The organism is Kribbella sp. C-35 (assembly GCF_046549195.1).
Classification (GTDB): Bacteria; Actinomycetota; Actinomycetes; order Propionibacteriales; family Kribbellaceae; genus Kribbella.
In genome coordinates this window covers 587821-610878 of the sequence record NZ_JAJPWG010000001.1, presented here as the reverse complement: position 1 = coordinate 610878, position 23058 = coordinate 587821, and the positions used below count along the sequence as shown (strand labels likewise).

Genomic DNA, 23058 nt, shown 5'->3' with positions numbered 1-23058 from the left:
CGGTGAGTTGACCGCCTCCATTGGGCTGACCGTTGGTACGGCGTACCGCACGCCGGTACGCAAGTCCGCTCAGGAGACCGTCGCCGGTGTCCGGAGACGGTTGGGGGAGAGGTACAACTTCATGCGATTCAGGGGTACGGCCGTTGTGGCCGTGGGGATCGCTGTTCTGGTTCTGGGGGCGGGAACGGCAACAGGAGACACTCGTGCTCCGGGAGAAGAAGGTCCCGGTATCCAGATCGTCCCAGGACCGGACGATCCAGGCGAGTCCCAGTTCGTGCCGGGCGGGAGCAACGTCGTACGACCGACGGCCGCGCCGGCGACGGACATCGGTACGAACACCAACAAGATCCAGTCGCTTGCGGCACCGTTCTACGCGTGCCCGGGGTTCAGCGGGATCGAGAAGACGAACCCGCTGACGAACCTGTACAGCGACAGGTTCCAGTGGGGGCCGTACGCGGCGGTCAAGGTCGGCAACGGCGGCGGGAACATCAACTGGGCGGCGAATCCGTACAAGAACGCCAGCTGGTACATGTGGTTCCACTCGCTGCGCTGGCTGGGCCAAGGGATTGTTGCTGCGGGCAAGGGTGATCTGACCGCGCTGACGCGGGTCAACACGATCGCGTACGACTGGTACCGCGACAACCCGTACTCGTGGAAGGCGAACGTCGGCGCCTGGGAGTCCACCATGCACCGGACCAACGTGCTGAACTGCTTGCGCCAGGCGATCCTGACTGGGCTGCACGTGAGCACCGTGCCGGCCCGGTACGCGTGGGTGGACGCGGCGCTGCTGAGTCACGCGAGATTCCTGACGTACAACTGGAGTGGTGCCTGGAACCACGGCACCGACGAGAGCATCGCATTGTTCGGGGTCGGGTGTGTGCTCGGCCGAACCGACTACAAGAACCTCGCACAGCAACGATTCGCGGCCGGTATCACGACCTCGATCGATGCCCAGGGCGGGACCAACGAACAGTCGACCGGCTACGCGTCCTTCAACTACTCGCTGTGGGGTCGCGCGATCGCCGTCATGCAGAACTGCGGCGTCAACCCCGGTACGACGATCGCCACCCGGCGTGCGTTGCTGGCCAAGTTCTTGACGCTGGCAACGAACTCGCTCGGCAAACTCCACCAAATCGGTGACACCGAGGTGCAGTCGACGTACCCGTGGACAGGCACGCCGTTGGAGTACGCCGGTTCGAAGGGTACGGCGGGCACGATGCCGCTGTGGCGGGTCGGGGCCTACTCGGCCGGCTACATCTTCGGTCGCACCGGTTGGGGCAGTGATCCTGCGCGAGGCTTCACGGGCGAGTCGTCGTACAGCATCAGGTACGGTCCGGTGCGGGCGTTCCACGGGCATCTCGACCACACCAGCATCACGTACACGGCACGTGGTCGGGACATCCTGGTCGACGGCGGGTACGCGGCGTACAACGCCGGCGCCTTCCGCACCTGGGCCGTCAGTCCGTACGCCCACAGCGTGATGACGACGCCGACGTCGGCGTACCTGAATCCGGTGACTCGGCTGACCGCATTGTCGGTGAAGGCGAACGCGGAGTCGTACGTGTTCGCGGATGCGCCGGGGAGCGGGATCAGTCGGGTACGGCGGGTTCTCGTGCTGAAGGATCCGGACCTGATCGTCACGTGGGACAGCGCTTCGGCGAGGACCGCTCAGGCGTTCCAGACGCTGTGGCACCTGCCGTCGGACCAGCGCGCGACGGTCGTTTCGCGGACGACTGCCGTGGCGATGGCGTCGGGCGACACGTCCAAGACGATCCTGTTCCAGGTGCCGTTCAAGCAGGCGCTGCCGGCCGGGGCGCTCCTGGTCAAGCAGGCGCAGACCAACCCGATCCAGGGCTGGCAGTACCCGAGCAGCTTCGTGCGCAAGTCTGCCCCGACGCTGATGATGGCCCGCTCCGGCACGTCGGCCTCGATCCTGTCGTTCATCGTTCCGGTCCGATCCAGCGGATCGGTCACCTACACCGTGCGACAGGTCGGTACGACGTTCATCGTCAACCTCAACGTCGGCGGCAAACGCACCAGCGTTGCCATCTCGGCCGGCGGATCCCTCTACCGCGCCGGCTGAACATCAGGGGCGTCTCCCGCTGTGGAGGCGCCCCTCGCTCGGAGTCGGTTGAAGGCCGTTGGTGGACCGGCGTCGAGGCGGTCGCGGATCATCTCGGCGCATTCGGCCGGGGTGTGCCGATCCGACTCGACCTCCACGTCGTACACGCCGTGCTCGTGGACGATCGGGAACTGCACCGCCGCTCTGCCGATCGTGCGGTTGCCGCGTTCGCGTTCGCGCCGCTCGAGTTCGGGCAGCGAGCAACGAACGCCGACGAACAGAACCGGCAGCCCGTCGAACACCGCCAGGCAATCCGCGAGCCGCCACCGCTCACCAAGGATGTGATCCACCACCACGTCGTTCCCCGCCGACGCCATCCCGGCGACGGCGCGGTGGAATCCGAGCACCGTTCGCTGGAACACGGACAGGAAGGCCTCGTCCGACATCTCCCGCCTGGCGCGGATCCGATGGAACTGGTCGATCGCCAGATGAAACCAGGTGCCGTCCAGCGAGCCGAGCAACTCGTTCGCGATGCTCGACTTGCCGGAACTCGACGTACCGTTGAGGAAAATGAGCCGGCCTGGGCGGCCGACGTTCGTTTCAGGAGTCAGCTCATGGCTTGCGGTGATCGACACCGGCCTATCATCTCCGACGGCTTCTTCCTTGGTACGGCGAGGAGTAACGTCCGAACTAGGACTGCGGACCGTGACGCGGGGGGAGCCGCCGCCCAGCTCAGATGGCGGGGGGTCGTCATGCGCGCAATCACCAACTCACACCGATCGGCCGCGGCGTTGGCGGCTGTCGTGTTGGCCGGGTGCTCGGCCGAGGTCACGGTCGGCGACGGTACGGTCGATGCGGATCGGATGGCTTCGGCAGTCGCGATGTACCTGCGCGAACACGTGCCCGACGTACAGGTCGGCACCATTACGTGCCCGACGGACGTGAAGGTCGCCGAGGGCAAGACCTTCACCTGTACAGCCGATGTGGCCGGCACCCAACTGCCGATGAACGTGACCTTGAGCCACGTGAGCGGCGGCGAGTACACCTACGAGTTCAAACCGGCCAAGGCGCTCATCGACACCCGCAAGGTCGTCACCGAGATCCGGTCCAGGCTCCCGGCGCAGGCCGCGGGCGCCTCGATCGACTGCGGTACGGCGCTGATCCGCATCGTCGAGGTCAGCGGGAAGATCCCGTGCACCGTCTCGTTGGCAGGCAAACGCCAGGTCGTCCAGACCGTCGTCGACGACCTCGGCGGAACCGTCCACTTCGAGCCAGCCACGGTGTGGGCGGCTTCGATCGGAAAGATCGGCGACAAGATCACGGTGTACGGCGAGTCCGGCGCCGCTCTGCTGGAGGTCACCGTCGCGCGAGTGAAATTCAGTACCGGCGACGATTTCGACCAGCCCGAACATGGCCTGTATCTAGGCGCCTACGTGACCCTACGCGCCCTCATCGACCAGCAAGACCTCATCGAAATCACCGCCGTATCCGGCGGCAAGACCTACACCGGCGACGCCATAGTCACCTCAACCACCTTCGACCCACCCCTCGACCCAGTACTCCTCAACCAAGGCGAACAAACCGCCGGCTGGCTGATCTTCGACGTCCCCACCCGCCACGGCCATCTAGTAATCCGCGACGCCACCAACAACCAACTAGGAGCCTGGAAGTACTGAGCGCGGTCGCCGGTGGCGGCGAACCGGCTGAGGCAAGTTGGTGAGGGATCGGATCCCGCAGATCATCCGTGCGAGTGGCGCCGAGCCGATGACGTATCAGGCCGATCCGGCCGAGTACCGTCGCCGGCTGCGCGACAAGCTCGCGGTCGTCTATGCCCTCGCAGCCGACCTGGGCACGACCGAGGAGGCCCTCGAAACAACCCGAGCCGCCAAGGCCCGCGAGCGTGGAGCGTTCACCGACCGAACCATCTGGACCGGCATCCGCTGACCGGTCCCGAAAATGCCGAGCGGTAGTTGCGTGGAAGGTGTCAGGATGCAGGCATGGTTGCGCGTGCGTTGAGCTTCGGGACGGTGGCTGAGGCCTACGAACGGTTCCGGCCCGGGTATCCCGTGGAACTCCTGGAGTTGGTCACGGCGTACGCCCGTGGACCGATCCGGACCGCTCTCGAGATCGGTGCCGGGACAGGCAAGGCAACGCGCCTGTTCGCGCAGGGAGGGATCGCGGTCACGGCGACAGAACCCGACGCGGCCATGCTCGCGGAGCTGCGCAAACACCTGACGGCCAACGTCACGACCGTGCAGGCCGCCTTCGAGGACCTGCCGCTGGATACGTCGTACGAGCTGGTGTATTCGGCCGCCGCGCTCCACTGGACCAACCCTGAAGGCCGGTGGGAGCGCATGGCCAAGCTCGTACGACCGGGTGGCGTGTTTACCTCGTTCGGTGTGCCGATCCAGCTCGCCGACCCGGCCCTCAAGGAGGCCGTGCGCGCGGCCCGTGCGCCGTACCTGGACGACGACGGTGTCCCGTCCCCCGACGGCACCCCCGCGGACCGCCCGATGCAATGGCCCGGCACGGAACTCCAGCAGTCCGAGTGGTTCACCGACGTCCAGCAGGCAGTGATCGAACGACGCCTGGCGATGAGCGCCCACGACTACATCGGACAACTGTCGACGGTCTCGGCGTACGTCATGCTCCCCCCGGCAGACCGAGCCGAGGTCTTCCGCCGAACCCTCCAGACCCTCCCCGAAACCGTCGAAATCGACGCCCAGATCACCGCCCACCTAGCCCGCCGCCACCACTAGCCAATGGCTGTCCGATTCCAGTTGGTCGTCGACTGTGCCGACCCGGACCGACTAGCCCGGTTCTGGGCCGCCGCGCTGGGCTATGAGCTCGCGCCGCCCCCGGCTGGATTCACTACCTGGAACGACTTCTACCGCGACCTGGGAGTCCCCGAGGAGGCGACCCGTCTGGCCGGCCTGGGCGCCACCATTACGGGCCCGTTCGAGGAAGGGCTCGACCACTACGCGGTCGGGATGAAGGATCCGGAAGGCAACGAATTCGACATCAACTGACGCTTTGCTACGTTGCCGCCATGACCAGACGGGCTGCGGGGCGGGCGTGAAGGCGGTCGTCTACGACCGGTACGGGTCCCCTGATGTGCTGAGGGTCGAGGATGTCCCGGTACCCTCGCCCGCCGCCGGCCAGGTGCGGGTGAAGATCGCCGCGACCTCGGTCAACCTCAGCGACTGGGAGTGCCTGCGCGGATCGCCCGCGTACGCGCGGATCGGCGGGCTGCGTTTCCCGGCTCGCCGGACGCTCGGATCGGACATCGCCGGCGTGGTTGACGACGTGGGGGAAACGGTGACGCGGTTCCGGCCCGGAGATGAGGTGTACGGCGACAACCTCGCGCTGATGGGTGGCTTCGCGGAGTATGCGCTCGCGCCGGAATCCGCACTCGCACACAAGCCGGCCCAGCTCACGTTCGCCGAGGCGTCGGCCATCCCGCAGGCGGGCGCGATCGCCCTGCAGGGCACGGACAGAGCCGCGCCAGGTCGCAGGGTGCTGATCAACGGCGCCGGCGGAGGGTCGGGATCGTTCGCGACTCAGCTCGCCAAGCGGCTAGGTGCTCACGTCACCGGCGTCGACAACGCCACCAAGCTGGACTTCGTACGGTCGGTCGGCGCCGACCAAGTCATCGACTACCGCCGGGATGACTTCACCCGAACCGCCCACCCGTACGACCTGATCCTCGACCTGGTCGCGCACCGGTCGGTGTTCGCCTACCGGCGCGCGCTGGCACCCGGCGGCACCTATCGATGCGTAGGTGGGTCGGTACCCACGCTGCTGCGCGTGCTCACCGTCGGCTGGCCGGTCGGCCGGCTCACCGGTCGCGCAATCGGGATCCTCGCCGTCAAGGAGGGCCCAGCCCATTTCGAGCCGTTGGCGGCCCTCTGCGTCAGCGGGGAGATAAGAATCCACATCCACCGCACCTTCGCCCTCGACCAGGTCCCCGCCGCACTCGCTCACGTCGGCGAGGGCCGAGCCCTCGGCAAAGTCATCGTCGACCTCTCCTGACGCACATCCGAATTGCCTACTCAGACTGCGGGTGCTTCGTCGGTTGGGTTGAACAAGGTTTCCCACCTCGTGGCGGTCACGATGTGGTTGAGGATGGTCTGCCGGTCGCCTGGCCAGGCGTGCTCGCCGAGGCAGGTGTAGTTGATGTGGCCGCTGCCGGCCAGGAGTAGGCGCACTACCTGGAGATCAGGCTCGCGGCCGTAGCCGTCGTACAAGGGTTCCCACCAGCGGTAGCCACTGCCGCTGAGATGGCCCGTTAGTTCGATGAAGAGCTTCGTGAAGTCGAACAGTGGGCAGCCGGCGGAGGAGACTTCCAGGTCCAAGACGCCAGTGACAGTCCAACCTGACGGTGCTCGGTCGAGGAAGAACCCGTTGGCATGGCAGTCCCCATGGATGAATCGGGGCGGGTCGAATGAACAGCGAGCGTCGTCGACCGAGTCGGCAACAAGGTTGGCCAAGCGGTCCATGACCGTCGGGCTGACCTTGGTGCTGTCGTTCGCCCAGGTGCGCATCGCGGCAGTGAGGAAGCGCTCGAAGCGCCAGCTCGGATGCTGGAATCCGTCCGTCGGCGCTTGGGTCGGCGGACCATCGACGAGGTAGCCGGCATGTTCATAGCGCAGCGCATGCATACCGGCCAGGTGCCGCCCGACCTGCCGCAGAGCCTCGTCGGCCTCGGGGCGACTCAGTGTCGGTAGCAGATCGACAAGCGACGTACCAGCGAGCTCAGCTGTGAGCAGATACGGCCAGCCCAACGGGTTGTCGCGGGTTGGCGAAGCTGTCTCGACAGTTGGTGTCGGCAGCCCGGCCTCAGCTAGCAGCCGATGAGCCCTGGCCTCGTGCTGGACTGCGCGACCTGCCGCATCGGGATCACCGCCGTACCAGGGTTTGGTGTGTGCTTTGAGGTACCGAACCGCATCCGGCGCCGCGATCCGCCAAGTGTGGTTCTCCGGGCGCAAGAACGTGACACGCAGGTCGTCCGATGGCCCCGCTCCGACGATGTGCCTGGCGGCGGGCTCTGTCAGCGAAGCGGCATTCAGCATCGTCCTAGCGTGTCGGCGCTCGAACTGCCCGCGCAAACCCTTTACCCAATGGGGCCCGGCGATCAGGCGTCAGCCGGGAACGGGGCGCCGATGTTGCTGTGGCAGCGGTAGCCGTTGGGGTTCTGGTGCGGGGCTAGTGGGCGTAGGTGGTGAGGAACCGGTCTCGGAAGGTGTCCATCGGCCAGACCGATGCGTCGGCGTCCGGCCGCAGCCCGGGCCGCCAGCCCCAGTCTGCTACCCGATCGGTCACGGCCGGGTCGGCGGCGATGATGCTGACCGGCACGTCGTGGCTTGCCCCGTTGCCCGACACGATGCTGGCCGGCTGATGGTCGCCGAGGACGACGAGCACCAGGTTGCGGTCGTGGAGCTGCTGTACGAACGAGGTCAGGGCGTCGAGCGAGTAGGCGATGGACTGTGCGTACGCGGCCTTTACCCGGTCCGGCTGCCGCCACACGTCTTCCGGCGAGTCGCCCTCGGCCGGCATTGGATCGAAGACTGAGCCGTCACCCACCCGGCTCCAGTCGACCAGCCGGGGGAGCGGTGCCCAGGGCGTGTGGCTGGAAACCAGGTCGACCTCGGCCATGACGGGAGCGCGGTTCGTCTTGTCCAACTCCAGCCGCTGGAGAGCGGCAAGGGTGTACTGGTCAGGCATCGAGGCATAGCTGAACGACGGCCCGGCGTACCCCACGTTCCGGCGGTCGTAGACCATGTCGTAGTGGTAGTACGTCTTCGCCACCGGCCAGTCCTTGTCATTGGACGGTACGTCGGCCACTGTCCGCCAGCCCGCCCGACCGAACGCGTCGGTGAGAGTGAGCCGGTCCAGGGTGACGAGGTGGTCGTACCGCTGCTGGTTGTTCACCCACAACCCGGACTGCAGGGTGGAGTGCGCCAGCCAGCTGATGCCGCCGAAGGTCGGCGAGGTGAGGAAGCCGCTGCGCGAGGAGAAGCCTGCCTGCTGCAGCCGCCGTTCCCCGGCCTCGAGCGCCGACCCGACCACAGGAGAGTCGAGCGCCGTGCGTCCGTAGCTCTCGACGAAGACCAGGAGCACGTCCTTGCCCGTCAGGCCGGCCAGAAAGTCGTTGCCCGGGGTGTCGCGGAACGGATCCTGCTTGAGCGCCCGTACGAACTCCCGCTGGTCGCGGAGGTCCTCACCGACCTGCGTGGCGAGCCGGATTGCGGAGGCCGAGGCGAGCTGTCGAACGGGCCAGGCGCCGGTCAGTGCGGGCACGATCGAGATCACGGCCAGAACGGCAACGATCCGCATCGTCGGCCGCCGGTGTCTCGCCACGAGCCGGGTCACCCGCACTGCCGACAACGGCAGCAGGGCGAGCAGGGCCACGCAGACGACTCCGGCTCCGATGAAGACCACGAGGGCGCCGACGCCGCCGATCGAGTCGCCGAGCAGGTCCAGCGCGGAGTCCGCGTACGCCGCGTCGTAGACCGGGTGAAAGGGACGGTCGAACGCGAAACAGAAGCCTCTGTCGAGCAGCCGCGTGATCGTCAGCACCCCGACGAGGAAACCGCCGATCAGGGCGAGGATCCGTGCGAGTCTCGACGGCAGTACGCAGACGAGGACGATGAACACCAGGCCCTCGAGCGGGATCCGGAGGAAGGCGGCCGGTGACAGGTCGCCGGTGTGGTCCGGCACGAGGAGCGCAGCCCAGACCAGGAGCACCGCCAGCGCCGACGTCACGGTGGTACGGGTGCGCGGCGGGCTTCCGGCCAGGCGCCAGAGCCCCCAGGTGTGACGCCCGAACGACTCGGCCAGCAGTCCCAGCGCGATCACCAGCACCACCGTGGTCACGGCATCGGGCAGGATCCGGGCAGCCGCGACGGTCAGCGCGATGCCCACGATCGCGGCGACGACCTTGGCCCAGTAGCGGGGCGGGAGCGAGCCGCGCAGCCACGGCAGCGCCCAGCCGGCAGCCACGAACACGTAGCGGGCTGCACCGAATGCGATCACCCACCAGCCCATCGTCTGTGCGACGTACACGCTCAGGACCATGACGAGGAACGAGTCGACTTCCATGTCGAAGCGTGCGCCGAACGCCGAAACGGTGCCGGTACGCCGAGCGACCTTCCCGTCCACCCCGTCGAGGAACAGCCCGACCGTCGCGAGCGCCACGAGGATCGCCACCGGCGCCCGGCCGCCGAACGAGTCCGCCGTGAGCGCCGCGACCCCGCAGGCGAGGACCGCGCGAGCCAGTGTCACTTTGTCCGCAGGCCCCAACCTGTCACGACGGTGACGCGCCATCGAGCGAGCGACCAGCGCGGCAAGACCGGCTCCGCAGGCGACGCCGGTCGACCAGCCGGCGACATCGAGGCCAGTGGTCGCCGCGAGCACACCGAGGAGCACGAGCAGACAAGCGAAGCCGGCGAGCGGGCCGGTCAGGATGCGGCTGCGCACTCGAACCTGAACCAGACGCACAGTGCCTCCGTATCTGCGGGTACGACGGTCATACGAGAACAGCGTCGCACCGGTTCATCCGGGCGGGAGAAGGAGGATGCGGTGCCGACAGAAGCACGCGCGTTCAGCCGACGCATCTGGACCTGGGCGCGCGTGGCGGGCGGCGCCGCGATCCTCGCCGTTCTCGTTTGGCGGGTGGGCACGGGCCCATTGGTGGACGGGCTCCGACAGACGACCGGTTGGTCACTCGCCGCGGCCTTCGCGATCACGTCGCTGACCACGTTGTGCTGTGCCTGGCGGTGGAGGCTCGTCGCCGGCGGGCTCGGCGTCGAGATGCCGCTGAGGACTGCGGTGGCTGCGTACTACCGGTCCCAGTTCCTCAACGCCACGCTGCCCGGCGGGGTGATGGGCGACGTACACCGCGCCGTGCGCCACGGGCGCGAGGTCGGCGACCTGGGCCGGAGCCTGCGGGCCGTCGCGTGGGAGCGGTCGTCGGGATTTGCGGTCCAGATCGTGCTGACGGTGGGCGTGCTGTTCCTGCTGTCCTGGCCCGCGGGCTCCTTTGTTCCCCCGGCCGCCGTGACGGTTGCGGTTCTCGCCGGTGTGGTCGCCGTACTCCTTTGTCTAAAGGGACATCGCCTCGCTTCGCGGATCGGACGCGTGTTCACCAGCGACCTCCGCGACGCGATCCTCGCGCCGCGGGCCTGGCCTCGCATCCTGCTCGCCTCCACAGTCGCCGTGCTCGGCCACGCCGCTGTGTTCCTGATCGCAGTACGAGCGACCGGGGCGGACCTGTCGCCGGCTCGGCTGCTGCCGCTGGCACTGGTCGTGCTGACGGCCTCGGCGGTGCCGACGAACATCGCAGGCTGGGGTCCACGCGAGGGCGCGGCCGCATGGGCGTTCAGCTCGATCGGACTGGGCGCGCCGCTGGGCGTCACCGTCGCGGTGGTGTACGGCGTACTCGCGCTGGTCGCAACGCTGCCCGGGGCCGTCGTCCTGGCGGTTGCCCGTCAAACACGCCAGATGCCCCTGAACTCTTAAGAGTCCAGGGGCATCGCGCTAGATCAAACCTCAGCCGGGAACTTCGCGCCGGTGTTGCTGTGGCAGCGGTAGCCGTTGGGGTTCTTGTGGAGGTACTGCTGGTGGTAGCAATACCGTCCAGGCGATAGAAGACGTCCGGTCACTGCCCCGAGTAGACGATCAGGCAACGCAGGGCCGGCTACACGCCCTGACCGGTGAACCCCTCGAACCGCACGCGGTCGGCGGTTCCCACGGTCATCGTCTCGTCGATGTACTGCCGGGTTGACCGGGTAAGGAATCGGAGATCGGCGTTCTGGATCTCCCGGTACGCCGCGGGCGTTTCGCCGGTACGGTCAACTGCACCTCCGTGACGGATCCAGTCGGCCACGGCGGCGCCCTGGTCCCGGACGGCGTTCCACCGCTCGCGGGTCATCGGTCCCATGGCTGCCTCGATCGTCGCAACCACCTCTGGTGGCGTCTCCGGCCAAGAGCACCAGTCGCTTATCACTTCGACCAGGCCTAGCGTGAGCGCGTGGTCGAGATTGGCGCCGAGTTGGTGGTCGAGATCGGCGGCCGCCAGGGCCTCCTCGGCGATGGCGAGGGACGTCAGCACTGGAGCCGCGTCACCCTGCTCAATCGCCGGGCACAGCCGATGCTGGGCGAGGTGCCCGAGTTGCAGGTCCGGCGTGGGAGCGTCGGCGAGGGACGGCCGGAACCACCGCAGGCTTTTGGACAGGCGCCGGAGTACGGCTTCGGTGGGGTCGATCGGGCGGCGAAAGATGCTCACCGGCCCAACCTTATGACGCGACTCCGGTGCCGTCGTATTGGCCGCCCGGAGGCTACGGCGCTCAGCTTCCAAGGCCGGGAGACCGTCGCCCGGAAGGCTGACGACGAGGGCACCACCGCGAAAGTGGTGCCCTCATACTTCACAGTTTGCAGTTATGCGTCTGCCGGGAACGCAACGCCGGTGTTGCTGTGGCACCTGTAGCCGTTCGGGTTCTTCGAGGCGGACAGGTACTGCTGGTGGTAGGCCTCGGCGTAGTAGAACGTGGTGGCGGGGGCTATTTCGGTGGTGATGTCGTCGTAGCCGAGGGGCTTGATGACGGGGGCGTAGAGGTCGCGGGTGCGTTCGGCCTCGGCGCGCTGGGCGTCGGTGGTGTAGTAGATCGCCGAGCGGTACTGCGAACCGAGGTCGTTGCCCTGCCGCATGCCCTGGGTCGGGTCGTGGGTCTCCCAGAAGACCTTCAGCAGGTCGGTGAAGGTGGTCTTGGTCGGGTCGTACACGACCCGGACGGCCTCCGCGTGACCGGTGCGCCCAGTGCAGACTTCCTCGTACGACGGGTTCGGGCTGTAACCGCCCGCGTACCCGACGGCCGTGGTGTACACGCCCGGCTGCTGCCAGAAGATCTCCTCGGTGCCCCAGAAGCATCCGGTGCCGAACCAGACCTCCTCGAAGCCCTCGGGCGCGGCAGCGGTCTGCGGCGTGTGCAGGACGATGTTCTCGTCCGGTACGGCGAACCCCGGGGCGTCCCGTCCGGGCAGGGCGGCCGATGGCTCGACCATGGCGGTGTTGCGGGTGAAGAACGACATTCTCACGCCTCTCGCAGTGTGACTCTCATAGTCTCCCAACGCCCCCGCCCAGGTGAACCTTCCCCCGACCCCTTACGGCACGATGACGTGCGGCGGACCTCCAGGCCATCACAATTGCCCGATCCGGTCGGCTCCCCGCAGGCGCGCGAGGCGGGGCCAATTGTGATGGCCTGGGCGTCCGGCCTACGCGATCATCACCCCACTCCGCCGGGCGGGAACGCCGGCGGTGGTCAGGGAGGCGTACGACGCGGCGAGGCGGGTGACGCCCTCGCGTAACGAGTCCACGTCCAGCGTGAACGGGAGGCGGATGAAGGACTCGAGGCCGCCGTCGGGGGAGAAGCGCGATCCGGCGACCAGGAGCGCGCCGTTGCGCTGGGCGACGCCGACGAGGCTGGAGCCGACCGGTTCGGGGAGCTCGCACCAGAGCGACAGTCCACCCGACGGCAGCCGGAACCTCCACGACGGAAGCTCGGCAGACACCGCGGCGGCCAAAGCATCCCGCCGCTGAGCCAGCGACGCCCGGCGCTCCGGCAGCAAAGTCGAGCGGCGCCGCAGAAGGTCCGCGACGACCAACTGCTCCAGCACCGGCGCACCGAGATCCATCGACGCCTTTGCGTCCAGCACGCGCGCGACCAGTGCCTCCGGCACCCGCATCCACCCGATCCGCAACCCGCCCCAGAACGACTTGCTCACCGACCCGACCGTGATCACCCCGTCCGGGTCGTACGACGCGAACGGCGGCGGCATCTCCTGCCCGTCCAGTGACAGCTCGAACAGCGTCTCGTCCACGATCGCCGTCGTCCGCGACCGCGCGAACGCCCGCGCCATCCGCTGCCGATCCGCCGCGGACATCAGGAAACCGGTCGGATTCTGGAAGTCCACCACCATCCACGCGGCCCGCGGCGCCGTCTGCCGAATCGTTGCCTCCAGCAAGGGCAGGTCCCACCCGCCGGGCGACATCGGTACGGCGACCACACGGCCACCGCTGCGCCGGATCGCGTCCACCGAGTTCGGATGCGTCGGGCTCTCGGTGAGGACCCGGTCGCCGATCTGCGTGATCGCCCGGATCGCGATCGACGTCGCGGCGAGCGCCCCGGCGGTGACGATGATCTGATCCGCCGACGTCGGCAACCCGCGTTCGCAGTACGCCGCCGCGATCTCGGAACGCAGTACCGGCAAGCCCTGCGGGTGGTACCCAGGCGTCGCCAGATGCAGCGACAAATCGAGAGCTGCCGACGCCACCGCCGTACTGATCCCCGGCACCGCGGCCGGCGCCGCGCAAGTGAAGTCGTACAGCCCCTCGGTGTCGATCCCGGGCGCGTGGTGCCGTCCGAGCTCCGGCTCGATCTTCGACGGCAGCGCCGTGACGCTCCCCGAACCACGCCGGCTCGTCAGGTAGCCGCTGTCCCGCAACGAGCGATAGGCGGACGCCACCGTCGTACGGCTCACCCCCAGCGCCTCGGTCAGTTCGCGCTCGCTCGGCAGCCGCGACCCGGGCATGATCCGCCCGTCCGCGATCAGCAGCCGGAGCCGCTCGGCCAGGACCCGGTACGCCGGACCGGTCCCGTCGGCCCACTCGCCGAGCAGGCCGCTTAACGTGCTGGCGGGAAGATATCGGGCTCGCATGCAGTCCACTATCGCGCAACTGGCTATCGAATGCCAGGCCACTTACCCCTGACACTGGATCTCGTGACCGCCACCTCCGATGCCCCGCCGCGTCAGCTCGCGCCCCTCAACCCGATCCAGCAGCTGAAGGCAGGCCACCTCCCGCGCCGCCTGGTGCAGCTGTACGTCGGCCTGACCCTGTACGGCGCCTCGATGGGCCTGATGATCCAGGGCAACCTCGGCCTCGACCCGTGGGACGTGTTCCACTCCGGCATCACCAAGCACCTCCCGCTCAGCTTCGGGACCGTGGTGATCGCGATGAGCTTCGTCGTACTGCTCGCCTGGATCCCGCTGCGCCAGTGGCCCGGCCTCGGCACGATCAGCAACGCGATCGTGATCGGCCTGGTCACCGACCTGACCCTGGCCACGGTCGACCGCCCGGACGCGCTCTGGCTGCGGATCGTGTTCATGCTGTCCGGTGTCGTCCTGAACGCGCTGGCCGGCGCTCTCTACATCGGCGCCCAATTCGGCCCCGGTCCTCGCGACGGCCTGATGACCGGCCTGGTACGCCGTACCGGCCTGAGCGTCCGCCTCGTCCGGACGTCGCTCGAGCTGACCGTCCTCGCGACCGGCTTCCTGCTCGGCGGCTCGATCGGCGTCGGCACTGTCGTCTATGCACTCTCGATCGGCCCGCTCGTCCACATCCTGCTGCCGATCTTCACCGTCCGCCTCAAGCGCAACTAGAGACGGGTCCCGGACCAGTAGCGGTCCGGGACCCGTTCTTTCTCGCAGGACCCCTCAGCCTGCGGGCTCTTAGGGGGTGTCTGACGGTTCCACGCCTACTGCGGGGCACTCGGCACGGCACCTCCTCGCTACGGCGTGGAACCGTCAGACACCCCCTAGCCGACCGGCTCCAGTTCACGCTCTTCCGTGACCGAGCGGGCCTTCATTCGGCGCGGCCACCAGGCGCGAGGGCCGAGCAGGGCGATCACACTCGGCACCAGGAAGCTCGACATCACGAACGCCGAGATCACGATGCCGGCCGCGACCGAGAACCCCATCTCGGTGAGCAGCGCCATACCGGCCAGCATCAGGGACGAGAACGTGCCGGCCAGGATCAGCCCGGCCGCCGCCACCGACGGGCCGCCGTGCTCGATCGCGCGGTCGGCCGCGGTTCGTGGATCCGTCCCGCGTTCGGCCTCCTCGCGCAACCGGGCGATCATCAGGATGTTGTAGTCGGTGCCGATGGCAACGACGAACAGGTACAGCATGATCGGCAGCGAGAACGTCACGCCCGCATGCCCGGCGGCGCCCTGGAACACGAACACCGTCGCGCCGATCGAGCTGAAGAAGCTCAGCACCACCGCGAGCATCAGCACCAGCGGCGCGATCAGCGACCGCAGCAGCAGCGCGAGGATGACCGCGATCAGCCCGCCCGCGACCGGGAAGATCACCGAGAGGTCCCGGCTGTTGGCGTCCCGGATGTCGGTGTAGCTGGCGGTCACGCCGCCGAGCAGCGTGGTCGTTCCGGCCGGCGCCTCGGCGTGCGCGGCCTCCCGGAGCTTCCCGTCGACCAGATCCAGCGACTTGTTCGCGTACGGCGCGCCGTCGAGAACAACGTTGATCTGGGCAACGGTCTTGTCCTTGTTCAGCAACGCCATACTGCCGTCCGCGCCAGCCGGAAGCACTCCGCCGACACCGTCGACCTTTGCCAGCTTCCCGGCGTACGTCGTGAGCTCGGCCGGATCCAGCGGCGTACCGTCGGTGCTCTTGACGTAGACCGTGGTCGGGTTCAATGCGCCGGCCGGGAAACCCGCCTGCAGGTCCTTGATCGCGCGGGATGACTCGGTGCCGTCCGGCAACTGGCTGAACGCGTCGTAGTCGACCTTCATACCGAGCGAGCCGAGCGCGAGCACGACCATCACGCCGCCGGAGATCGCTGCGACCACCGCCGGGCGCCGCGCGGTGAACGTGCCGAACCGCTTGAACATCGCGCCCTTCGGCGTCTTCTGCCACGACTTCGACGGCCAGAACACCTTCGGGCCGAGCAGCGAGACGACCGCCGGGACCAGGGTGATCGCCGCGAACGCCATCACCGCGACCGCGATCGCGAGCCCCGGGCCGAGGCTCTTGAACCCGCCGAACACCGCGAGCAGCAGCGCGCTGAACGCGACGACGATCGCCCCCGCCGCCGACACGATCACCTCGGCGACCCGGGCGACCGCGTTCACCAGCGCTTCCTTCGGCGCCTCGCCGGCGCGCAGGCGCTCGCGGAACCGGAACAGCAGGAACAGGATGTAGTCCGTGCCGACGCCGTACAGGACGACGGTCAGGATCGTCTGCAGGTCCTGCGTGACCTGCAGATCGGTCGCCTTCGCGACCAGCGCGATCAGGCCGGGCGCGATCGCCGACACCAAACCGACCGTGAGGATCGGCAGGAACGCGGCGACCGGGCTGCGGTAGATCACCAGCAGCAGGCCGATGATCAGTACGACGGTCGCGATTCCGACCACGATGAAGGCGTTGTTGAACGCGTCCTGGTTGTCGAGCATCAGCGCCGCGTCACCGGTCACGCCGTACTCGAGATCGGCGCCGGTGAGCGTGGCGCCGGTCACGTCACGGATCTTCTGTACGGCGTCCAGCACGGCCTGCTCGTCCGGCGCGCCCTTGAGGCCGATGCTGACGATCTGGACCTGCTTGTTCGGCGAGACCGCCTGCGGGCCGGTGATCGCGGCGGTCACCCGGTCGATCTTCGCCGCGGTGATCTTGTCGGCCACCTCGGTGACCTTGGCCTGGTCGGCCGCGGTCAGTTCGCCGCCCGCGTTCCGCTTGACGACGATGCTGGCGGTCGCGTCGTTGGTCTGCCCGAACGCGTCGGCAGCCAGTTTCTGCGCCTGCACCGACTCGTACTTGTCCGGCAGCAGCGCCGCCTGGTCCTTGGTGGTGACGTCTGCGAGCGTCGGCGCGAACGCGATCACGGCCACCGCCGCGACCACCCACGCGGCGATCACCTTCCACGGATTGTGGACGACGAAGCGTCCGAGTTTGGTGAACACCCCGAGACCCCTCCCTGCGGGTTGTCTTTACCTGCCGGTCGGTAGGTAGCCTACCTGCCGACCGGTAGGCGGGTGAAGGTGAGAGGGTGGTGACGTGCAGCACGCGACCAGTTCCCGGGACACCAAGGCGGAGATCCATCGCGCCGCGGTCGACCTGTTCTCGACCCAGGGGTACGACAAGACCAGCCTGCGCGAGATCGCCGAGCAGGTCGGCATCACCAAGGCGTCGCTGTACTACCACTACTCGTCGAAACAGCAGCTGTTGCGCGCGATCGTCGGCACGTTCCTGGACGACATCTTCCAGGTACTGCGGCTCTCGGAGACGCTGCCGTGGTCGCCGGAGACGGAGCGCGAGGTCCTCGGTGCGTACGTCGACGTGATCATCGCGCACCGGGCGACCGGGCCGACGCTTCTCCGTGACATCGCCGCCGTACTCGCGGCCTTCGGGGACGACCTCGACGAGCTGATCGCGCAGAGCCGCCGGTTCCAGCTGTGGCTGGCCGGCCCCGACCCGACGGCCGCCGACCGGCTGCGTGCCGCGGCCGCGGTCGAGGCGGTCGGGGCCGCGATGTCCACCGAGCTCGATCTCCAGGCCGACGATGCGGAGATCCGCGCGGTGCTACTGGACGCTGCTACCGCGGTTCTTGCTCGCCGTGGGACTCCGGTGGACGAGTGACCGGGTACCGATTCACGGTGCCGCTTTGGCAGCACCAGGGTGAAGGCAGTTGGTACTTCGTCACGGTGCCGGAGGACGTCAGCGACGAGATCACGGACCTGACCGAGGGGAGTCGGAAGGGCTTCGGTTCGGTGCGCGTCACGGTGACGGTCGGCGGCAGCACGTGGCAGACATCCGTCTTCCCGACCAAGACCGGCACCTACGTCCTCCCGATCAAGAAACCGGTCCGCACCGCGGAGAATTTGCTCGAGGGCGCCCCCGTCGACACCCAACTGGAACTCACCGACTTCTAGCCCTCGTACGACGAACGCCGCCGTGGCGAGCGGCGGCGTACGTCAGGTTGCGGGGTCAGCCGCCCTCTCGGCCGGTTGGGCCGTTCCGGGTTGTTGCCTGGCCGCTGCGTTGTGGCCGCTTGTTGGCGTCGTCGCCGCCGTCCCTGACGGCATTGTCCAAGTGCTCGGACGAGACCTTGTTGAGCGGCGGCCTGCCGCCCAATCCCTTGCTTGCCGCGAACTTGGCGTCGACTTCCGCCGACGACTTCTCCCCGGCAGCCGGCCCTTGCGGTCGCTGCTCGTAGGCCGCCGCCACCCGCGGATCAGCCCCACGCGGCTGCTCACCGACACCGGGCTGCTGTCCTCCGACGCCGGGTTGCTGGGGGGCGGTGCTTGTTTGCTGGGGGGCGACGGTTGGTGCTGGGTCCTGTGTGTTGGCTGCGGGTGCTTCCAGTTCGCCGGTGGACTGCCGGCTCTCTTGTGCATCGCTGGCCCTGACGGACTCGCCCTGGGTTTCGGACGAGACGGTCCAGCCCTCGGCGGGGCTCACCGGCTCCGCACCCTCGACCTCCGGGGCCGTCTGGGGTTCTCCGCCCTCACCGACCTGCGGCCCAGTGTCCTCACCGACCTGTGCCTCGCCCACCGGACGTTCCCCAGTCTGCTCACCCACAGCCTGAGGTTCACCCTCACCAACCTCGGCCTCGCCCACGGCACGAGGCTCACCCGCCTCGCCAACCTCGCTCCCGCCCGCAGCGCGAGGCTCGCCGACCTCGGTTTCGCCCGTGGTGCGGGGTTCGCCGGTCTGGGCCTCGCCGTCTGTGCGGGCTTCGCCGAGCTCGGCTTCGCCTTCGGTGCGGCGTTCGTCCGGCTGCTGGTCACCTGTCTCCAGCTGGTTGGCGCCTTCCCGTTGCTGAGCGGGCTCCAAGGCTGGGTCCGCGGCGTTCTCCTGCTGGATCTGCTGAACGCGCGCCTCGAGCAGTTGACGCATCTCCGCCTGGAGGCGGTTGTTCTCCTCCATCAGCGTGAGGGCCTGCTGCTGGCTCTCCAGGATCGCCTGCTGCAGCGCCGCGATCCGCTGGTTCATCTGCTCGGCCTGCTGCGGCGACGGCGCCTGCCGGACCGCGTCCGGGGACTGGACCCCCTGCCCCTGCCGCCCAGCGCCGTTCTGCCGCCCAGCGCCGTTCTGGTTCTGCCCGGGCACGTTCTGGAACCGGCCCTCGGGCCGGAACACCTGATCCATCCGGCTCGACGCCAGCGCCGCGAGGTCCGCTCGGTTGACCTGTGAGCGGCCGATCGCCCACCGGACCTGCGGATCCGTGCGTTTCACGTCCCGCGCCGCCTGCGTGAACGCGGCCTTGAGTGCCTTCGTCCCCCGTCGCCTGTCCTGCCAGCGCGAGTACCTGTTGGCGATCCGGCGCAGCGGGTTCCGCGTCTGGCCGGGACCGGGGTTCGTACGGGCGGTCGCTTCAGCGCCGAGTCGCCGCGAGACGTCGCCGTACCGGTCCGGACGGAACTGGGCGTCGACGTGCAGACTCGCCAGTTGCTGCAGGTCGGCGCGGGTGATGCTCGAGCGGCCGATCGCCTCGCGGACGGCCGGGTCCATCCGCTTCACGTCGCGGGCTGCCTGCGCGTACGCCGCCTTCAGTGTCTTCGTGCCGCGACGGGTCGTGCTCCACCGGGAGACACGCTGGCGGATGCCACGCGGGTTCTCTGGATAGGACTGGCTCACGCCTCCACCTCGCTACGCTCGGCTCCGGCGTGAGCGAGTTGCTTGGCTGCTCTCGTTGTTCGCTCGCTCACGGCAGGGTCTCCTAGTCGATGTACACGGCGTAGTTGACCCCGACAGACGTCGTCAGCGGGTCCTTGCTGGGCTTGGTGCTGTACAGGTGGATCTGGGCGCCTGGACGCAGCCAGACGGCCAGGTGCCGGCGGCCGGTCCCGGCGCCGGGCTCCCACTCGTCGGCGAACGTCGGACTGCCCTCGTCACCGACGTAGTCGGGCTGTCCCCAGTGCCTGGTCGCGAGCGCGAGGTGGTCCGGCCAGTGCGCGTCCAGCCCGGTCTCGGCGGCGGCGATGTCGTCCGGACCGATCTCGTACGCCGACCAGCCGCTGTCCGGGCAGTCCGGGAACGCCAGACCGTCGAACACGATCATCGTGGTGCCGCGCCGCGTGGTGAACCCCCACGAGACCATGTCCGCGTCGATCACCTCACCGGCCTGCAGCGGCCACGGCTGCCACGAGGTCTGGCCCATCACCCGGTGCACCAGGGCGCGCACGACCTCCGGCCCGGCCTCGTCGCCGTCCGGTCCCGCGATCACGGTCCAGTCCGGAACCTCGGCGAGATCCGCCATCGCCAGGTCGTCCTGGTCGAGCGGCCTGTCCTGCGTCTTCATCCGGCGCCGTCGTCCTTCCTTGCCCGTTCCCTGACCGCAACCCTCTAGATGACCCTCTGTGCGCAACCGTAGGCGGCCCAATGGGTCATTCGCCAGCCAGTACGACGCGCCTGTGGACAACTCGGATCCACCGGATCGTCTTGGGCGCCTCTGACCACTCCCCGCCTACTGCGCGGCACTCGGCACGGCACCTCGCCGCACTGGAGCAAAGACCACGATGAAACCACATCGAGGCCTTCGCTCCAGCACGCCGAGCCACCGCACCGAGCACCTGCTCGCGACGGCGGGCAGTGGTCAGAGGCGCCCAGCCTCGGGTGGCATGCAGGACCCGAGCAGACCAGGCCGTACGCTGGTCCGGTGAACACGGAACACCACTACGGCTTCGAAACGCTCGCGATCCACGCCGGGAACGAGCCTGATCCGACCACCGGTTCGGTGGTCCCGCCGATCTATGCCACGAGCACCTATAAGCAGGACGGCGTCGGCGGGCTGCGCAACGGATACGAGTACTCCCGCTCGGCGAACCCGACCCGGACGGCGCTCGAGGAGTGTCTGGCCGCGATCGAGGCCGGCACCCGCGGCTTCGCCTTCGCCAGCGGTCTCGCCGCCGAGGACACCCTGATCCGCTCGCTGTGCGTGCCGGGTGACCACGTGGTGTTCCCTGACGACGCGTACGGCGGCACGTTCCGCCTGTTCGCCCGCGTCCTCGGCACCTGGGGTGTGGAGATGACGCCGGCCGCGGTCACGCACCCGGAGGCGATCCGGGCCGCGATCCAGCCGGGGAAGACGAAGGTCGTCTGGCTGGAGACCCCGACCAACCCGTTGCTGAACGTCGCGGACATCGCCATCGTCGCCCAGATCGCCCACGACGCCGGCGCCCTGCTGGTCGTCGACAACACGTTCGCCTCGCCGTACCTGCAGCAGCCGCTGGAGCTCGGCGCGGACGTGGTCGTGCACTCGACGACGAAGTACATGGGCGGACACTCCGACGTGGTCGGCGGCGCACTGATCGTGCGCGACGCCGAACTGGCGGAGAAGATCGCCTTCCACCAGAACGCGATCGGCGCCGTCGCCGGACCGTTCGACTCGTGGCTGGTACTGCGCGGCATCAAGACGCTCGGCGTCCGGATGGACCGGCACAGCGACAACGCGGAGAAGGTCGTCGAGTTCCTGCAGCGGCACCAGTCGGTCAGCCAGGTGCTGTACCCGGGCGTCGACGGGCACCCGGGCCACGAGACCGCCGCCAAGCAAATGAAGCGGTTCGGCGGGATCGTCAGCTTCCGGGTCACCGGTGGCGAGGCGCAGGCGCTGGACATCTGCAACAAGGCCGAGGTCTTCACGCTCGGGGAGTCCCTGGGCGGTGTCGAGTCCCTCATCGAGCACCCCGGCAAGATGACACACGCCTCGGTGGCCGGCACCCCGCTGGAGGTCCCGGCGGACCTGATCCGGCTGAGCGTCGGCATCGAGACGATCGACGACCTCTTGCTCGACCTCGATCGCGCAATGGCGTGAGCCTTGTAGTGGCGGTCGACTTCGGGTCGACCTTCACGAAGGCGGTTGCGGTGGATTCCGGCTCGGGCGAGCTCGTGGCCCGGGCCGAACACCGTACGACGATCGACACCGACGTCATGGACGGGTGGCAGGCCTGTCGCGCCGTACTCGAAGCGGCCGACCGAGGTGTGCGGAACGCGGAGGTGCTGGCCTGTTCGAGTGCGGGCGGGGGCCTGCGGATCGGTGTCGTGGGCAACGAAGAGCTCGTGACCGCGGAGGCCGGGAAGCGGGTCGCCTTGTCCAGCGGCGGGCGCGTCGTGGCGGTCGTCAGCGGCGGGTTGAGTGCGACGAGCCAGAAGGAGCTGCGCAAGGAACGTCCGGACGTCGTCCTGCTCCTCGGCGGCACCGACGGCGGCAACTCGGCCGTACTGCTCAAGGCCGCCGAGACGCTGGCGAAGTACAAGTGGCGGAAACCGGTCGTTGTCGCAGGCAACAGCGATGCGCAGGCGGAAATCACGGAAACCCTGACCGCGGCGGACGTACCGCATGTCCAGGCGGAAAACGTCGTACCGGAGATCGGCGTGTTCGCGCCGGACAGTGCCCGGGCCGCGATCCGGGAGATGTTCCTGGAGCACGTGATCGGCGGCAAGAACCTGTCGCGCGACCCGTCCTTCGCCGCCATGGTCCGCGCCGCGACGCCGGACGTCGTACTGCGGGGTGTCGAGGTCCTCGCCGCGTTGCACGGTGACGTGGCGGTCGTGGACATCGGCGGCGCCACCACCGACGTGCACTCGGTGATCGAGCTCGACCCCGAGGACGCGAACCTCGGCCGCGAAGTGGTCGCGCCCCATCCCGTGACCCGGACCGTCGAAGGCGATCTCGGAATGCGCTGGAGCGCCGTACCGGTCGTTGCCGCTGGCGCCGAGGCGGGGCTGATTGCTGACGTGGATGAAGTGCGTGCGGCGGCCGAACGTCGGCGTGCGGACCCGTCGTACCTTCCGGACAGCGGACGTGAGGCGTCGTACGACGAGACGTTGGCGAGCGTTGCCGCGACGGTCGCCTTGCGGCGGCACGCGGGGCGGCAGCGGATCGTGTTCGGGCCTGGTGGACGAGTGATCGAGCGCTCCGGGAAGGACCTGCGCGAGGTCGATCTGCTGGTCGGGTCCGGGGGAGTGCTGCGGCACAACCCGCCGGAGGTCGCGGCGCGGATCCTCGGTTCGATCGGGACCAACGCGCAGGAGGAGGGCTGGCTCGTCCCGCAGCACGCCGAGGTGTGCGTCGACGCGGACTACGTGCTCGCCGCGGTCGGTTTGCTCGCGGACGATGCCCCGAAGGCCGCCGAAGGCCTGGCCGCCCACATTCATGGAACAGGCCCGACCGGGCACTAGTGTCATCACCACATCAGCTTGCGGAG

The 23058-nt window shown here is 68.5% G+C and carries 21 protein-coding genes; 12 read left to right on the top strand and 9 right to left on the bottom strand.

What is annotated here, in order from left to right; translation table 11 throughout:
- Positions 1 to 7 precede the first annotated feature (7 nt).
- Entirely contained in the window at positions 8 to 2083 is a 2076-nt protein-coding gene (locus ACLJOO_RS03120) for a heparinase II/III family protein (RefSeq protein ID WP_410785250.1), read from the top strand.
- Here the strand turns inward: ACLJOO_RS03120 and ACLJOO_RS03115 are convergent.
- Positions 2068 to 2697, bottom strand: coding sequence for a chloramphenicol phosphotransferase CPT family protein (locus ACLJOO_RS03115; protein WP_410785249.1), 630 nt, complete (start codon positions 2695 to 2697; stop codon positions 2068 to 2070). The two genes, ACLJOO_RS03120 and ACLJOO_RS03115, sit on opposite strands and share 16 nt — an antisense overlap.
- Positions 2698 to 2814: 117 nt before the next feature.
- Here ACLJOO_RS03115 and ACLJOO_RS03110 point away from each other — a divergent pair, with 117 nt between their 5' ends.
- From ACLJOO_RS03110 to ACLJOO_RS03090, 5 genes are read left to right on the top strand one after another with little or no spacing between them, the layout of a single operon-like run.
- Positions 2815 to 3738 (top strand): DUF4333 domain-containing protein, encoded by a 924-nt coding sequence (locus tag ACLJOO_RS03110; protein ID WP_410785247.1) that lies wholly within the window; start codon positions 2815 to 2817, stop codon positions 3736 to 3738.
- A gap of 40 nt (positions 3739 to 3778) precedes the next feature.
- The gene (locus tag ACLJOO_RS03105) at positions 3779 to 4006 is read left to right on the top strand and encodes a nucleoside triphosphate pyrophosphohydrolase (protein ID WP_410785246.1); all 228 of its coding nucleotides are present in this window, start codon (positions 3779 to 3781) and stop codon (positions 4004 to 4006) included.
- 53 nt (positions 4007 to 4059) lie between these two features.
- On the top strand, positions 4060 to 4821 hold the full coding sequence (locus tag ACLJOO_RS03100) for a class I SAM-dependent methyltransferase (RefSeq protein ID WP_410785245.1): 762 nt from the start codon (positions 4060 to 4062) through the stop codon (positions 4819 to 4821).
- A gap of 3 nt (positions 4822 to 4824) precedes the next feature.
- Positions 4825 to 5091, top strand: a complete 267-nt coding sequence (locus ACLJOO_RS03095) for a VOC family protein (RefSeq protein ID WP_410785244.1) — start codon at positions 4825 to 4827, stop codon at positions 5089 to 5091.
- Positions 5092 to 5137: 46 nt separating this feature from the next.
- On the top strand, positions 5138 to 6094 hold the full coding sequence (locus tag ACLJOO_RS03090) for an NAD(P)-dependent alcohol dehydrogenase (RefSeq protein WP_410785242.1): 957 nt from the start codon (positions 5138 to 5140) through the stop codon (positions 6092 to 6094).
- Between the two features lie 20 nt (positions 6095 to 6114).
- Here the strand turns inward: ACLJOO_RS03090 and ACLJOO_RS03085 are convergent, their stop codons facing one another.
- Together ACLJOO_RS03085 and ACLJOO_RS03080 are read right to left on the bottom strand one after the other, a co-directional pair.
- Positions 6115 to 7134, bottom strand: a complete 1020-nt coding sequence (locus ACLJOO_RS03085) for a phosphotransferase family protein (RefSeq protein ID WP_410785241.1) — start codon at positions 7132 to 7134, stop codon at positions 6115 to 6117.
- 133 nt (positions 7135 to 7267) lie between these two features.
- A complete protein-coding gene (locus ACLJOO_RS03080; protein WP_410785239.1) occupies positions 7268 to 9562 on the bottom strand; it encodes a CDP-alcohol phosphatidyltransferase family protein in 2295 nt (764 codons plus the stop codon).
- Between the two features lie 81 nt (positions 9563 to 9643).
- Between ACLJOO_RS03080 and ACLJOO_RS03075 the strand changes: the two genes are divergently transcribed.
- Entirely contained in the window at positions 9644 to 10582 is a 939-nt protein-coding gene (locus ACLJOO_RS03075; RefSeq protein WP_410785238.1) for a lysylphosphatidylglycerol synthase transmembrane domain-containing protein, read from the top strand.
- A 178-nt stretch (positions 10583 to 10760) separates the two neighbouring features.
- Here ACLJOO_RS03075 and ACLJOO_RS03070 read toward each other — a convergent pair whose 3' ends face one another.
- The 3 genes from ACLJOO_RS03070 to ACLJOO_RS03060 all read right to left on the bottom strand — a co-directional run bounded on the left by ACLJOO_RS03070 (position 10761) and on the right by ACLJOO_RS03060 (position 13777).
- Complete coding sequence (locus ACLJOO_RS03070; protein WP_410785236.1) at positions 10761 to 11348, bottom strand: hypothetical protein; 588 nt, start codon at positions 11346 to 11348, stop codon at positions 10761 to 10763.
- A 152-nt stretch (positions 11349 to 11500) separates the two neighbouring features.
- Positions 11501 to 12151 carry a peptide-methionine (S)-S-oxide reductase MsrA gene (gene msrA / locus ACLJOO_RS03065; protein ID WP_410787112.1) on the bottom strand — a complete coding sequence of 217 codons (651 nt, stop codon included), beginning with the start codon at positions 12149 to 12151 and terminating at the stop codon, positions 11501 to 11503.
- Positions 12152 to 12334: 183 nt separating this feature from the next.
- Entirely contained in the window at positions 12335 to 13777 is a 1443-nt protein-coding gene (locus ACLJOO_RS03060; RefSeq protein WP_410785235.1) for a PLP-dependent aminotransferase family protein, read from the bottom strand.
- 63 nt (positions 13778 to 13840) lie between these two features.
- On the opposite strand from ACLJOO_RS03060, the gene ACLJOO_RS03055 reads away from it, so the two are divergent.
- Entirely contained in the window at positions 13841 to 14500 is a 660-nt protein-coding gene (locus tag ACLJOO_RS03055) for a YczE/YyaS/YitT family protein (protein ID WP_410785234.1), read from the top strand.
- 155 nt (positions 14501 to 14655) lie between these two features.
- Here the strand turns inward: ACLJOO_RS03055 and ACLJOO_RS03050 are convergent, their stop codons facing one another.
- A complete protein-coding gene (locus ACLJOO_RS03050) occupies positions 14656 to 16812 on the bottom strand; it encodes an MMPL family transporter (RefSeq protein WP_410785233.1) in 2157 nt (718 codons plus the stop codon).
- A 94-nt stretch (positions 16813 to 16906) separates the two neighbouring features.
- Between ACLJOO_RS03050 and ACLJOO_RS03045 the strand changes: the two genes are divergently transcribed.
- Together ACLJOO_RS03045 and ACLJOO_RS03040 are read left to right on the top strand one after the other, a co-directional pair.
- Entirely contained in the window at positions 16907 to 17488 is a 582-nt protein-coding gene (locus ACLJOO_RS03045; RefSeq protein WP_410785232.1) for a TetR/AcrR family transcriptional regulator, read from the top strand.
- Complete coding sequence (locus ACLJOO_RS03040; protein WP_410785231.1) at positions 17485 to 17781, top strand: DUF1905 domain-containing protein; 297 nt, start codon at positions 17485 to 17487, stop codon at positions 17779 to 17781. The genes ACLJOO_RS03045 and ACLJOO_RS03040 overlap by 4 nt, the downstream gene beginning before the upstream one ends.
- A gap of 55 nt (positions 17782 to 17836) precedes the next feature.
- Here the strand turns inward: ACLJOO_RS03040 and ACLJOO_RS03035 are convergent, their stop codons facing one another.
- Both ACLJOO_RS03035 and ACLJOO_RS03030 read right to left on the bottom strand, forming a co-directional pair.
- A complete protein-coding gene (locus tag ACLJOO_RS03035) occupies positions 17837 to 19489 on the bottom strand; it encodes a hypothetical protein (protein WP_410785230.1) in 1653 nt (550 codons plus the stop codon).
- Positions 19490 to 19571: 82 nt separating this feature from the next.
- Complete coding sequence (locus ACLJOO_RS03030) at positions 19572 to 20153, bottom strand: hypothetical protein (protein WP_410785229.1); 582 nt, start codon at positions 20151 to 20153, stop codon at positions 19572 to 19574.
- A 357-nt stretch (positions 20154 to 20510) separates the two neighbouring features.
- Here ACLJOO_RS03030 and ACLJOO_RS03025 point away from each other — a divergent pair, with 357 nt between their 5' ends.
- Entirely contained in the window at positions 20511 to 21665 is a 1155-nt protein-coding gene (locus ACLJOO_RS03025) for a cystathionine gamma-synthase (protein ID WP_410785228.1), read from the top strand.
- Positions 21662 to 23032, top strand: a complete 1371-nt coding sequence (locus ACLJOO_RS03020; protein WP_410785226.1) for a glutamate mutase L — start codon at positions 21662 to 21664, stop codon at positions 23030 to 23032. Before ACLJOO_RS03025 ends, ACLJOO_RS03020 begins: the two co-directional genes overlap by 4 nt.
- The last annotated feature ends 26 nt before the right edge of the window (positions 23033 to 23058 follow it).

What these genes read in the sequence shown, in the direction of transcription:
- ACLJOO_RS03060 (WP_410785235.1), bottom strand. Translation starts at nt 13,777, where the DNA reads ATGCGAGCCCGATATCTTCCCGCCAGCACGTTAAGCGGCCTGCTCGGC.
- ACLJOO_RS03100 (WP_410785245.1), top strand. Translation starts at nt 4,060, where the DNA reads ATGGTTGCGCGTGCGTTGAGCTTCGGGACGGTGGCTGAGGCCTACGAA.
- msrA (WP_410787112.1), bottom strand. Translation starts at nt 12,151, where the DNA reads ATGTCGTTCTTCACCCGCAACACCGCCATGGTCGAGCCATCGGCCGCC.
- ACLJOO_RS03110 (WP_410785247.1), top strand. Translation starts at nt 2,815, where the DNA reads ATGCGCGCAATCACCAACTCACACCGATCGGCCGCGGCGTTGGCGGCT.
- ACLJOO_RS03030 (WP_410785229.1), bottom strand. Translation starts at nt 20,153, where the DNA reads ATGAAGACGCAGGACAGGCCGCTCGACCAGGACGACCTGGCGATGGCG.
- ACLJOO_RS03085 (WP_410785241.1), bottom strand. Translation starts at nt 7,134, where the DNA reads ATGCTGAATGCCGCTTCGCTGACAGAGCCCGCCGCCAGGCACATCGTC.
- ACLJOO_RS03095 (WP_410785244.1), top strand. Translation starts at nt 4,825, where the DNA reads ATGGCTGTCCGATTCCAGTTGGTCGTCGACTGTGCCGACCCGGACCGA.